The organism is Caballeronia ptereochthonis (genome assembly GCF_001545075.1).
In the GTDB taxonomy this organism is placed as follows: Bacteria; Pseudomonadota; Gammaproteobacteria; order Burkholderiales; family Burkholderiaceae; genus Caballeronia; species Caballeronia ptereochthonis.
In genome coordinates this window covers 141,706-154,541 of record NZ_FCOB02000013.1, presented here as the reverse complement: position 1 = coordinate 154,541, position 12,836 = coordinate 141,706, and the positions used below count along the sequence as shown (strand labels likewise).

Annotated in this window: 11 protein-coding genes and 1 pseudogene; 6 read left to right on the top strand and 6 right to left on the bottom strand. The window is 62.6% G+C overall.

Going from position 1 to position 12,836, the window contains the following annotated elements; translation table 11 throughout:
* Positions 1–209: 209 nt before the first annotated feature.
* Complete coding sequence (locus AWB83_RS15760; protein WP_244197754.1) at positions 210–1,775, top strand: CYTH and CHAD domain-containing protein; 1,566 nt, start codon at positions 210–212, stop codon at positions 1,773–1,775.
* 182 nt (positions 1,776–1,957) lie between these two features.
* On the opposite strand, the gene AWB83_RS15755 is transcribed toward AWB83_RS15760, so the two are convergent.
* Positions 1,958–2,215: a LysR family transcriptional regulator gene (locus AWB83_RS15755; protein ID WP_159463054.1), complete on the bottom strand. Its 258-nt coding sequence runs from the start codon at positions 2,213–2,215 to the stop codon at positions 1,958–1,960.
* Positions 2,216–2,430: 215 nt separating this feature from the next.
* Here AWB83_RS15755 and AWB83_RS15750 point away from each other — a divergent pair.
* The 4 genes and pseudogenes from AWB83_RS15750 to AWB83_RS15735 all read left to right on the top strand — a co-directional run.
* A pseudogene (locus AWB83_RS15750) lies at positions 2,431–3,228 on the top strand (carbon-nitrogen hydrolase family protein); the annotation flags it as partial.
* A 47-nt stretch (positions 3,229–3,275) separates the two neighbouring features.
* On the top strand, positions 3,276–4,301 hold the full coding sequence (locus AWB83_RS15745) for an alpha/beta fold hydrolase (RefSeq protein WP_244197761.1): 1,026 nt from the start codon (positions 3,276–3,278) through the stop codon (positions 4,299–4,301).
* 117 nt (positions 4,302–4,418) lie between these two features.
* Positions 4,419–5,351, top strand: a complete 933-nt coding sequence (locus AWB83_RS15740; RefSeq protein ID WP_087046538.1) for an NmrA family NAD(P)-binding protein — start codon at positions 4,419–4,421, stop codon at positions 5,349–5,351.
* Positions 5,352–5,372: 21 nt separating this feature from the next.
* Entirely contained in the window at positions 5,373–6,725 is a 1,353-nt protein-coding gene (locus tag AWB83_RS15735; RefSeq protein WP_087046491.1) for an epoxide hydrolase, read from the top strand.
* A gap of 657 nt (positions 6,726–7,382) precedes the next feature.
* On the opposite strand, the gene AWB83_RS15730 is transcribed toward AWB83_RS15735, so the two are convergent.
* A complete protein-coding gene (locus AWB83_RS15730) occupies positions 7,383–7,985 on the bottom strand; it encodes a nitroreductase family protein (RefSeq protein WP_087046490.1) in 603 nt (200 codons plus the stop codon).
* Between the two features lie 226 nt (positions 7,986–8,211).
* Between AWB83_RS15730 and AWB83_RS15725 the strand changes: the two genes are divergently transcribed.
* Positions 8,212–8,871 (top strand): NADPH-dependent FMN reductase, encoded by a 660-nt coding sequence (locus tag AWB83_RS15725; protein WP_087046489.1) that lies wholly within the window; start codon positions 8,212–8,214, stop codon positions 8,869–8,871.
* A 41-nt stretch (positions 8,872–8,912) separates the two neighbouring features.
* On the opposite strand, the gene AWB83_RS15720 is transcribed toward AWB83_RS15725, so the two are convergent.
* The 4 genes from AWB83_RS15720 to AWB83_RS15705 are packed head-to-tail and all read right to left on the bottom strand — an operon-like array spanning position 8,913 to position 12,702.
* Positions 8,913–9,719, bottom strand: coding sequence for an ATP-binding cassette domain-containing protein (locus AWB83_RS15720; RefSeq protein ID WP_087046488.1), 807 nt, complete (start codon positions 9,717–9,719; stop codon positions 8,913–8,915).
* Positions 9,716–10,510: an aliphatic sulfonate ABC transporter permease SsuC gene (ssuC, locus tag AWB83_RS15715; protein WP_087046487.1), complete on the bottom strand. Its 795-nt coding sequence runs from the start codon at positions 10,508–10,510 to the stop codon at positions 9,716–9,718. Before ssuC ends, AWB83_RS15720 begins: the two co-directional genes overlap by 4 nt.
* 8 nt (positions 10,511–10,518) lie before the next feature.
* Positions 10,519–11,667 (bottom strand): FMNH2-dependent alkanesulfonate monooxygenase, encoded by a 1,149-nt coding sequence (gene ssuD, locus AWB83_RS15710; RefSeq protein ID WP_087046486.1) that lies wholly within the window; start codon positions 11,665–11,667, stop codon positions 10,519–10,521.
* Between the two features lie 60 nt (positions 11,668–11,727).
* Complete coding sequence (locus tag AWB83_RS15705; protein WP_087046485.1) at positions 11,728–12,702, bottom strand: sulfonate ABC transporter substrate-binding protein; 975 nt, start codon at positions 12,700–12,702, stop codon at positions 11,728–11,730.
* Between the last annotated feature and the right edge of the window lie 134 nt (positions 12,703–12,836).

Genomic DNA, 12,836 nt, shown 5'->3' with positions numbered 1-12,836 from the left:
TTTGGCCTCCGCCGACCTCGCACCTGTGATGCGCCAACAAGATCGTTTTCACAAACTTGTGAACCCGGATATGCGTCAGCCAGCCTTTAGCCGGGACCCAGACTTCGGGGAAATGGGACGTGTCTGCGCCTTCGCCGCCATCAGAGGCTCGGCAGCCGGGCTGCATCCGATCCGAGAACGTTTAATGCTTATATCGTGAGAGTACCTTTGTGGCCGCGCTCGACGGAGGAATGATGGAAAGCGAACTCAAATTACACGTATCCGCAGGTAAGGCGAGCCAGATCCTGCATGCTCCCGCGATCAGTCGACTATTGCGTGACTCGAGCACGACCCACGAGCTCACGAGCACCTACTTCGACACGCCCGACTTGCACTTGCATAGGAACGGAGCCTCCCTACGAGTGCGGGCTGACGGCGCCGAACGCTCGCAGACCCTCAAGCTGGACGGCACTGTCGCCGCGGGATTCTTCGAGCGAGACGAATTCGAGAGCCCTGTGAGCGGCGATTCGCCGGACCTTGAACGATTACAACGGTTGATTCCGGCTCGCAAAAAGGGCCGGAAGCTTCTGAAGAATGAGGAACTCGCGTCCCAACTTCAGCCGTTATTTGTTACGCGTGTCAAACGCTCCACTGCGGTGCTTCGATTGCCGCGGGACGCAGAGGTCGAGCTGGCAGTGGATGACGGGGTCATCGAAGCTCAAGCCGGTTCTACAGCGATCCACGGTGTCGAGATGGAATTGAAAACCGGCGCGCCCGAGCAGCTTTACGAGTTGGCGCTTTCGCTCCTCGACGATATTCCTCTTCGCATCGACTACATGAGCAAGGGCGACCGAGGATACGAGTTGCTCGTGCAGGAGCACCGGACGCCCGTGCGAGCAAATCCGCTCAAGCTCAAGAAGCGTTACACGATCGAAGAGGCGTTCCAGCATATTGCGAAGAATTGTCTTGCACAAGTCCACGGCAACGAACGGGGTGTCGTGTCGGGACATGATCCATCAAGCGTGCATCAGATGCGTGTCGGGCTGCGTCGATTGCGCTCGGCGCTGAACTTGTTCGCGAATGTGATTACGGTCCCGGCGCAGTTCGATTCGGAACTCAGATGGATCGCGGGCGAACTCGGCGGTGCACGCGACTGGGAAGTTCTGGCGGGGCCAACGCTCGATCAGGCCTTCGATTCGGTCGAAGGCGGTGAAGACGCGAACGCCACCCGGCAGGCCGCCAAAGAGCGCGCGGTGCAAAATCGCAAAACGGCCGCGGCTGCGGTCGATTCGGTGCGCTATACCCGGCTCGTGCTCAAGCTCACGCTTTGGATCGAGACAATGGGATGGCGTAATGGACAGGCCGACGACGAGCGCAAGCGCTGTGAAAAGCGAGTCGGGAAGTTCGCCAAAGCGACCTTGACAGCCCGTCACAAGAAGCTCCTCAAGCGTGGCCGCGGTCTCGCCGAACTCGACGACGAGGCTCGGCATCGTGCGCGCATCGCAGCGAAGAAAGTTCGATATGCGACTGAGTTTTTTGCGTCACTATTTCCGCGTCGGTCCGTTCAATCGTATGTCAGCGCACTCAGTGAACTTCAGGATGACCTCGGCTGGCGTAACGACATTGTTGTCGCGGATGAGTTGCTCAAGTCGTTGGCGACGACGACGCCCGAAACAGCCTCCGGAGCCGGTTTCGCTCGCGGTTATTTCGCATCGCGCGTCGCCCAGGACCATGATTCGATGAAGATACTGTGGAACAGATTCAAACGACTGCCCCCACCCTCTTCCCATTGTTGAAGCGGCACATGGGGCTTAGGGGTCACGATTGGTATGATCCTTTCAGCTACCTCACCCCCATGAACGCCCATTACAGGCAGGCATCGAGCAAGTCATGTGGCTGAGCGGATCGGGCGCCCAAGCCAGCTCCTCGAGACGGCATACGCAGTCAGCGATCGTCTATCTTCGCTCCGTACACTCATTCAGTTACTGCAGCCAAAATCGGCGGCCTTATGCTGGGCCTGGGTTCGAATGTAATGCGCCAGCGCTTTAACGCCGGGCAGCTTTCGCGTTCCTTCGTGCGTGACCAGCCACAAAGGCAACACAGGCACTTTGCTCTTGATCGGTACACGCACAAGGTTAGCCGAGCTGTTACCGACGATACAGGCCAGTAAGGCGATACCTAACCCCTTCTCCGCCGCCACATAGCCGAACCCTAAGCTATCGGACGATATCGCCATACATTTCCTGCGGCGCAAAATCATTCAACCAAACAGATGGCTCAAATCTGGCAAGTTTGCCCGACATCCCTATAAAGCGATGCTTCGCCAGATCGCCGTCATGTCCCGGTAGCCCGTGTACACGGATGTACTCCTTCGACGCATATAGTCCAAATGCAACGCTGGCCACTCTCGTCGCATAGAGAGAGTCAGGGCCCGGAGAGCCGAGCCGCAGAGCCGAACATCTGCGCCTGCTCGAACAGGCCGTGACTGTGCCCTCCGCTGCTACCGACGCAATCGGCGAAGCCGCGCGACAGGCCGGCATGGTCGTGTCCATCGGCGTCAATGAGCGCGACGGCGGCACGCTGTACAACACGCAACTGCTCTTCGATGCCGACGGTACGCTGATCCAGCGCCGCCGCAAGATCACGCCGACCCATTTCGAACGCATGATCTGGGGGCAAGGAGATGGCTCCGGCTTGCGTGCAGTCGACAGCGCAGTCGGCCGCATCGGCCAGCTCGCATGCTTCGAGCACAACAACCCGCTTGCACGTTACGCAATGATCGCCGACGGCGAGCAGATTCATTCGGCGATGTACCCTGGCTCGGCCTTTGGCGAGGGCTTCGCCCAGCGTATGGAGATCAACATCCGCCAGCATGCGCTCGAGTCCGGCGCTTTCGTCGTCAACGCAACGGCGTGGCTTGACGCCGACCAGCAGGCGCAAACCATGAAGGACACCGGTTGTCCAATCGGTCCGATCTCGGGCGGCTGCTTGACTACCATCGTCTCTCCTGACGGCATGCTGATGGCAGAGCCCCTTCGCTCGGGTGAAGGCGAAGTGATCGTCGATCTCGACTTCACACAGATCGACCGCCGCAAGATGCTGATGGACTCGGCCGGCCACTACAACCGCCCTGAACTGCTAAGTCTGATGATCGACCGTATGCCGGCGGCGCATATTCACGAACGTGCTTCGCGCCCGATGATCGTCGACGACCAGAGTTCCGACGATCTGCGCACCCATGCTGCATGAACCTGCGAACGTCGAACTGCCTCGATAGGAGGATTGCTGTGAAAGCAATGATCAGGACCGGCGTCGTTGCGGCGCTGATGGCGACAGTCTCGCCCGGCTACGCGCAGACGTCTGCAATGCATACGCCAGTCGCCACGCATGCACGCAAGCCGGCGGCCGCCAAGACCGATGTCTCGGATCTCACGCTGGTGAAGTCGCTGCCCGGATTCAGAAATGGCCATGCAACCGTGAATGGCGTACGGCTGCATTATGTGATCGGTGGCAAGGGCGAGCCGCTCGTGTTGCTTCCTGGTTGGCCCAAAACATGGTGGACCTTCCACAAGATCATGCCGGCGCTCGCCGAGCATTACACCGTGATCGTGGTGGATCTGCGCGGCATGGGCGCATCGTCGAAACCCGCTGACGGCTATGACAAGAAAACGATGGCCGCTGATATCCATCAGCTGACGCAATCGCTTGGATACGACAAGGTTACGATCGCGGGACACGACATCGGCTCGGCCGTGGCGTTCGCCTATGCGGAGAACTATCCGGAAGCCACCGACAAACTGGTGATGATGGAGTTTCCGCATCCCGACGATAGCTTGCAGACGCTTCCGCTTCTACCCGCCCAGGGCGCATACGGTGACAGGCTGGGTTCGGCGCGCCCGAACCTATGGTGGTTCGCGTTCAATCAGGTCAGAGGTTTGCCGGAGCAACTGCTGGCAGGGCGCGTCCGGCTTGAACAGGACTGGCTCTTCCACTACTTTCTCGTGAATGAGAAAGCAGTCGACGCGCGCGACCGCGCCGTGTACGAGCACGCCTACGACAGTGCCGCCGCCATCCGCGCAGGCAACGCGTGGTATCAGGCCTTCCCTCAGGACGTCAGCGACAACAAGAACTACGGCCCGCTGCAAATGCCCGTGCTCGTGATGGGTGGTCCCGCATACAAGTGGATGAAGATGGTCGTTGGACAGAAGGCGGCCAACATGAGCGCCGTCGACATCGAGAACAGCGGACACTTCATCCAGGAGGAACAGCCCGAGTTGGTCACGAAAACAATGCTCGGCTTTCTGCAAGGCGCACGCGGATGAGCAACGCGGGCTTGCAAACAATCTCGCCATTCGATGTGCATATGCACGTACATAAATGAAATGAAGTCGAACGTGCGACTCGACGTAATTGAACCCAATTCAAAAAGGTATCTGGAAATGAACACTCAACTTGCACACGATAGACCCATCCTCGTGACGGGAGCTGGAGGCGCGATCGGTGGAATCGGCCGAAGCGTGACCACGTCCTTGCTCGAGAAGGGCTACAAGGTCCGGGCGCTGGTCCGCAAAGAGGACGCACGTGCGGACGAGCTGCGCCGGCTTGGCGCCGAAGTCGTGGTCGGCGATCTCACCGATCTCACGGCGATGCACCGCGCGATCGAAGGCTGCTCGCGGGTCTACTTCGGCATGTCGGTCTCCCCCGCCTACCTGGAGGCAACCGTGAACTTCGCCGCGGCGGCGCGTAATCATGGCGTCGAAGCCATCGTGAACATGTCGCAGATGACGGTCACGGAAATGAGCATCACGGAGACGACCGACAGTCCCCAGCACAAGCTGCACTGGCTCGCCGAACAGGTCTTGCAGTGGTCGGGGCTGCCCGTCGTCACGATGCGACCGACAGCGTTTCTCGAGAGCTTCTTCCTGACACTGGGCGCCGCCGGCGTGCGCGATAACGACGAACTCGCGCTGCCGCTCGGCGACAGCAGGACGTCGCCCATTTCCGCAGTCGACGTTGCGCACGCCGTATCGGTGATTCTCGAGAACCCGGCGCCGCATATCGGCAAGATCTATAACCTGACGGGTCTCGAATCGACGGATCCCGAACATGCCGCACGCGTCTTCTCGGAGGCGCTCGGTCGGCCCATCCGCTACCGCAATGTGCCGGTCGCACCATGGTCCGACAAATTGCGCGAGCTCGGCATTCCCGATCACGTCGTCGCGCACCTCGCCGTGATGACCGATCTGCATGCACAGGGACGATACGACCGCATGACGAACGACCTGTTCGAGCTCACGGGCCGCAAGCCGATGAGCATGTACGACTTCGTGAAGCTGCACGCAGCCGACTTCACGCGCAAGGCAACGCACTGATCGCCGCTCGAGCCCCATCCTATGTCAAACAACGCTTCCCAATCCTCATCGCGCCGCCATTTCGTCGGCATGGCCGCTGCGGCGCTCGCGGCAGGCTCGCCGAGCCGGCTCGCCTTGGCTAACGCGTTCCCGACTGTCGGCACGATCACGGAACCCGCGAATGGCGACAAGACAGCGCTGCGCCCGTTCCGCATTCACGTTCCTGAAGCGCAGCTCGTCGACATGCGGCGGCGCATCAAGGCGACGCGCTGGCCGGACCGCGAAACCGTGCCCGACGAATCGCAGGGTATTCAGCTCGCCACTATCCAGGGACTCGCTCAATACTGGGCGACCGGATACGACTGGCGTAAATGCGAGGCGCGACTGAATTCGTATCCGCAATTCATCACGGAGATCGACGGACTCGATATCCATTTCATCCATGTGCGCTCGAAGCACGACGACGCCATGCCGTTGATCGTCACGCATGGATGGCCCGGGTCGGTCATCGAACAGTTCAAGATCATCGATCCGCTCGTCAATCCGACCGCGTATGGCGCGCCGGCATCGGATGCCTTCCATCTCGTGATTCCCTCTTTGCCCGGTTACGGCTTTTCGGCCAGACCGACCACGACAGGATGGGGACCGGAGCGCACCGCACACGCGTGGGTCACATTGATGAAACGCGTCGGCTATGAGCGTTTTGCTTCGCAGGGCGGCGATCTCGGCGGGATCGTCACGAACATCATGGCCAAACAGGCGCCGCCCGAACTGATCGGCATTCATGTGAACTTCCCTGCCTCCGTTCCAGCGGAGATTCTGAAGTCGCTGGCTGCCGGTGAATCGATGCCCGCCGGATTATCGGAGGAGGAAAAGCACGCGTATGAGCAGTTGAGTGCCAACTTCAAGAAGAAGCGCGGCTACGCATTCGAAATGGGCACGCGCCCGCAGACGCTGTACGGACTCGCCGACTCGCCCGTCGCGCTGGCTTCCTGGCTACTCGACCACGGCGACGGCTACGGCCAGCCCGCCGCTGCGCTGAGTGCGGCCGTCCTTGGTCACCCCGTCAACGGTCACTCAGCAGGCGCGCTGACGCGAGACGACATACTCGACGACATCACGCTTTACTGGCTGACCAACACCGGTATCTCGGCAGCGCGTTTCTACTGGGAGTCGCATGCGAACTTCTTTCTCACAGCCGACGTCAATGTGCCTGCTGCCGTGAGCGCATTTCCCGGAGAAAACTACCAGGCGCCGAAGAGCTGGACGGAAAAGGCCTATCACAAGCTGATTTACTTCAACAAGCCCGAAACGGGCGGCCACTTCGCGGCATGGGAAGAGCCGATGATCTTCGCGAATGAAGTACGCTCGGGGTTAAGGCCCTTGCGCGCGTGAAGCTCGAAACGCTCCGGCGCGCATGCGTCGGAGCGCTCATCGATGTCGAAGCCGTGGCGGACGCCATGGAATCGTTGCCCACGATTTTTCCCTGTCATGGATCGCGAATCCTGCCTTTTGACGGCATATAGACCATCTCGATCATCTGAGCGTGTCGAGCGGCAGATCCCGCTTCGCCAAAAGATTGACTCTACCTCTATGGAAAAAAAGCTAACTTCATTGTGTGTTGATACATATGCGACAGACCAGCATCGTCTTAAGATCGATTAAAGACTCCAGTTGAATGGGGCGAAGTGGCAGCGTCCCCGTTACCCGTCTCGGCATGGGGTAGGCGAAACAGCGCAAATCTTCGGCCTTATATACGACGGCCGCACGCCCCGCGCGCGACGGTCGAAGCGAAGCTCGCCGCACCGCATCTGCTGTCGAGATCGCTGTGGTGGCCGCGCAGTAGGCGCAAGGGAGTCGATGCGCGGCGGCGGACAGCGCTCGCGAGCACCGCCGCGACGATCCAATCCGGCGCCTCGATGCGTGCGAGCCGCCCGCTAGCGCTCGAACTCTGTCCCGCGCACCGCCTCGATCAGATGATCGACAAACGGGACGCCTTATTTGCAGCGCCATTCCCTACGATGGTGCACGCGAATCTCTCTCGTTTTGACTTTATTGTTCGCGAACCGGGGCCTGCCATCCGCCGAATCGCGCGATCTCGTCGAGCGGCAGCCGGGCGCGCGGCGCGGCTTCGCGCTCGGCCAGCGCGGCGGGCAGCGCCTGGGCATCGCCGTGATGCGCCACGGAGATCACGCTGAGCGCGGCGTAGCGCTCGGGAATCACGAAGGCCTGTCGAAAGGCGCTCGCATCGAATCCGCTCATCGGATGCGCGGCGAGTCCTTGCGCCTGCGCCTGCAACAACAGCGCCATCGCGGCGGCGCCTGCGTCGTAGCTTGCGCTCGGGTTGACCGTCCCTTTCGAGGTCAGCGTATCCGCGAGCACGACGATCAATACCTGCGCGGGCGCATTCCACGTCTGATTGAAGGGAATGAGCGTCGCGAACGCGCGCGCGAACGCATCCGGGTCCTGGCCTTTCTCGAAGACGACGAAGCGCCACGGTTGCGCATTGAACGCGGATGGCGCCCAGCGGGCCGCCTCCAGCAGAGCAAGGACCTGTTCATGCGCGACCGGCCGCTCCGCATAGGCGCGCGGACTCCAGCGTGCGGCGATCAGGGGATGAATGTCGATATCGGTTTGAGCGGGTCGATGTGTCATGGCGTATTTGTTAAAGAAGACGAGCCGAAAAGCTTAAGCGGCGAACCCCGCGCGCTTAAACAATTTACCTGACTAAGCAAAGCGCTCGGGCAGGAATGAAACGTTCATGTATATCCTTAGCGAAAATCATGCGTTCCGGTCCGTGATGCCGCTGGCTATGATGTTTAGCCTGACGGTTCGTCACGCACCGCGTGCAGCGCCGCCCCCTTCATCTGGAGCATTGATCTTGACTCGAATTCATTCATCGCGCCGCCCGCTCGTGGTCGGAATCGGCGGCACGACACGGCCCGCATCGTCGACGGAACGCGCGCTCGCATTTGCATTGAAGGGCGCACAGGAAGCCGGCGCGCGCGTTCAGCTCTTCGGCGGCGCGTTCCTGCACACGCTGCCTCACTACGCGCCCGAGACGCGCGAACTCACCGACGAACAGCACGAACTCATCGAAGCCGTGCGCGCCGCCGATGCGCTCGTCATCGCGACGCCGGGCTATCACGGCGGCATCTCGGGTCTGGTGAAGAACGCGCTCGATATGCTGGAGGAACTCCGGCTCGACGATCGTCCGTACCTCGACGGGCGCGCGGTCGGCAGCATCGTGACCGCGTATGGCTGGCAGGCGGCGGGGACGGTGCTGACGTCGCTGCGCTCGATCGTTCATGCGCTGCGCGGCTGGCCGACGCCGTTCGGCGCCACGGTCAATACGCTCGAAACGCGCTTCGAGACGGCCGACACCTGCTCGGACCCGAAGGTCGTCGAGCAGCTCAGGACAGTGGGCCGCCAGGCGTCGAGCTTCGCGCTGGCTTTCGGCACGCAACAATCCGACGCCTATCACGCAGTGGAACAACATCACGCAGTGGAACAACGCGAATCCGTCATCGCTCAAAGCTGAGTGATCGCCCGGTCGAGGCAACGCCCCGACCTTTTCTCGCCTCAGTCCGTTCGCAACACGCGCGACAGCACCTGTTCTTCCAGTTCGGCGAACCTCTCCGCCGTGCGCGCACGCGGGCGCGGCAGCGCCACTTCGGTATCGAGCGTGATGCGCCCCTCCTCGATCAGCACGACGCGATCCCCGAGCGACACCGCTTCCTGCACATCGTGCGTGACGAGCAACGCCGTAAAGCGATGCTCGCGCCAGAGCCTTTCGATCAAGCCCTGCATTTCGATGCGCGTCAATGCGTCGAGCGCGCCGAGCGGCTCGTCGAGCAGCAGCAGATCCGGCCGATGCACCAGCGCCCGCGCGAGCGCCACGCGCTGGCGCTGGCCGCCCGACAACCGCGAAGGCCAGTCGCGTTCGCGCTCGCTCAATCCCACTTCGGCGAGCGTCGCGCGCGCTTCGTCGCGTGCGCTGCGCGGCAGGCCGAGCATCACGTTGTCGAGCACGCTCTTCCAAGGCAGAAGCCGCGCATCCTGAAACATGATGCGAATGCGCAGCGCGTCGTCGGGCGACGCCGCATGATGCTGCACGGCACCGCCCGTCGTGTCTTCGAGTCCCGCGATCAGCCGCAGCAACGTGGACTTGCCGCAGCCGCTGCGCCCGACGATCGACACGAAACCGCCGCGTTCGATCGACAAGTCCAGGTCCCGCAACACGCGGCGCTCGCCGAAGCGCTTCTCGACGCCTCTCAGCGAGACGGCCGGATCGCGCCCGACCGGCAAGTGCGCGACCGGCGACGGACGCTGCAAGGTCCGCGCGAAGGCATCGCCGTTGCGTTCGATCGTCGAATTCATCGAAGTCATGTTTGCACCTTGTTCTGATAGGCCGGATGCCAGCGCAGGGTCGCGCGTTCGATCGCGCGGGCGGCCATGTCGGCGAGCTTGCCGAGCAACGCATAGAGCAGGATGCCGACCAGCACCACATCGGTCTGCAGGAACTCGCGCGCGTTCATCGTCATGTAGCCGATGCCCGATTGGGCGGAAATGGTCTCCGCGACGATCAACATCACCCACATCAGCCCGAACGCGAAGCGCACGCCGACGAGAATCGAGGGCAGCGCGCCCGGCAGGATCACATGCCGATACAGCGCCGGCCCGGAGAGTCCGTAACTCTTCGCCATCTCGATCAGATCGCGGTCGACCGAGCGGATGCCGTGGTACGTGTTCACGTAGACGGGAAAGAACACGCCCAGCGCGACGAGCACGAGCTTCGCCTCCTCGCCGATGCCGAACCACAGGATGAGCAGCGGAATCATGGCGAGCGCGGGGATGTTGCGGACCATCTGCACGGTCGAATCGAGCGCGACCTCCGCGGGCTTGAAGAGCCCCGTGGCCAGACCGAGCACGAAGCCGGCGGAGCCGCCCATCGCGAACCCGGCGAACGCGCGCCACGCGCTCACCTTGACGTTGGCCCAAAGGTCGCCGGACAGGATCAGCGCCCACGCCGCCTTCACCACCGCGAGCGGCTCGGGCAGCACGCGCGCGGACAGGCCGCCCGCGCGCGCCGCGCCTTCCCACGCGATCAGGATCAGAAGCGGCACGACCCAGGGCAAGGCCCGCGCGCTCGCGCGCCGAAGAGCAGAGTTGAGCGTCATCGTGATGTTCAGCCTTGCGCCGCCTTCGGCAATTCGGATGTGCCGATCACTTCGCCGAACGGTCCGGACAACGGCCCCGTCGCCTTCTCCTTCTGCGCCCGCGGCAGAAGCGGAAACACGAGTTCGGCGAAGCGATACGACTCTTCGAGATGCGGATAACCCGACAGGATGAAGGTCTCGATGCCGAGGTCCGCATATTGCTTCATCAAGCCGGCCACCTGCTCCGGATTGCCGACGAGCGCCGTGCCCGCGCCGCCCCGCACGAGCCCGACACCGGCCCACAGATGCGGATACACCTCCAGCTTCTCGCGGCTGCCGCCGTGCAGCGCGGCCATGCGGCGCTGGCCTTCCGAATCCATCTTCGCGAACGAGGCCTGCGCGCGGCGGATGGTTTCGTCGTCGAGCTTGCTGATGAGACGCTCCGCATCCGTCCACGCTTCGCTCTCCGTTTCGCGCACGATCACGTGCAGACGAATGCCGAACTTGATCGTGCGCCCCGCATCGGCGGCGCGGCGGCGAATATCGGCAAGCTTCTTCTCGACTTCGGCGGGCGGCTCGCCCCAAGTCAGATAGGTGTCGATATGCTTCGCCGCGATCTCGTGCGCCGCCGGCGACGAACCGCCGAACCACAGCGGCGGATGCGCCTTCTGCACCGGCGCATACAGCACCTTGCCGCCCTGCGTGCGCAGATGCCGGCCGTCGAAGTCGAAGCTGCCGTTCTCGTGCGAGGTCTCGAGCAGGCCCCGCCAGATGCTCAGAAACTCGTCGGTGATTTCGTAGCGTGTGTCGTGGTCGTAAAACACGCCGTCGCCCGCCAGTTCCCCCGGATCGCCGCCGGTTACGACGTTGATGAGCAGACGCCCGTTCGAGAGCCGGTCGAAGGTCGACGCCATGCGCGCCGAAAGACCCGGCGAACTCAGGCCCGGCCGCACCGCGACGAGGAACTTGAGACGCCGCGTGGCGTGGATGAGGCTCGAAGCCACCACCCACGCATCCTCGCAGGAGCGGCCCGTGGGCAGCAGGACGCCTTCGTAGCCGAGCGTATCGGCGGCTGTCGCGATCTGCCGGAAGTAGTCGTAATTCGCCGCGCGCGCGCCTTGCGTCGTGCCGAGATAGCGGCTGTCGCCGTGTGTGGGAATGAACCAGAAAACATTCATTGCGGGCCTGCCTTTCGAAATCGTCGTGTCGTGAATATCGTGAATGTCGGGATGCGGCGCTCAGGCGACGTTCCAGCGCGCCTCGGTCACATCGAGCTTCTTCGGAATCAGCCTGAGATCGGTGAACACGTCGGCGATCTGCTGCTGATACGAGAGCGTCGCGGGCGCGACCGGCTGCACGCCATACGCCGTGCGCTTCAGCGCGACTTCGAGGATGCCCGCGTCGAGCCCGACGAGCGGCGAGAGTTGCGCGGCCACCGCGGGCACATTGTCGTGCGCCCAGCGGTCGACCTGATCGAGTTCGTCCAGCACCGCATGCACGAGTTGCGGCCGCGTGGTGGCGAACTTGCGCGTGGCGAGGTAGTACTGGATGTTGCGCACGAGGTTCGTGCCGTCGGCGAGCTGGCGCGCATTCGCCTGTTTTTCGACGGCGGCGAGATACGGGTCCCAGATCACCCATGCGTCGATGCTGCCTTGCACGAAGGCCGCGCGCGCATCGGCCGGCGCGAGATAGACGGGCTGGATATCGGCATAGGTGAGCCCCGCCTTCTTCAGCGCTTCGACCAGCAGATAATGAACGTTCGAGCCCTTGTTCAAGGCCACTTTCTTGCCGCGCAGTTCCGCCACCGAACGGATCGCCGAATTCTGCGGCACGACGATCGCCTCGGCCCTGGGCGCGGGCGGCTCGTTGGCCACATAGACGAAATCGACGCCCGCGGCCTGCGCGAAGATGGGCGGCGTTTCACCGACCGTGCCGATGTCCACCGCGCCCGCGTTGAGACCTTCGAGCAATTGCGGCCCCGCGGGAAACTCGAGCCATTGCACGGTGACGCCCTGCGCCGCGAGCCGCTTGTCGAGCGTGCCGCGCGCCTTCAAGACGACGAAGTTGCCATACTTCTGATAGCCGATGCGCAGCGTCCCGGGCGCATCGGCGGCGCGCGCGCCGCTGGTGGCGAATGCGCCCGATGCACCCGCACCGAGAGCCGCGAGCTTGATGAGCGCGCGACGGCGAGACGCATTCTTCAGATCGAACATAAGGATTCCTCGGGCAATGAACGACGGCATTCCCGATGCCGTATAGTCCGTCGATCTTAGCAATGCATGCCGCCAGCGCTAAGTGAGCAATCGTGATAACCATTGCAGCAAATCGGCGATGGATCAGCGCATCG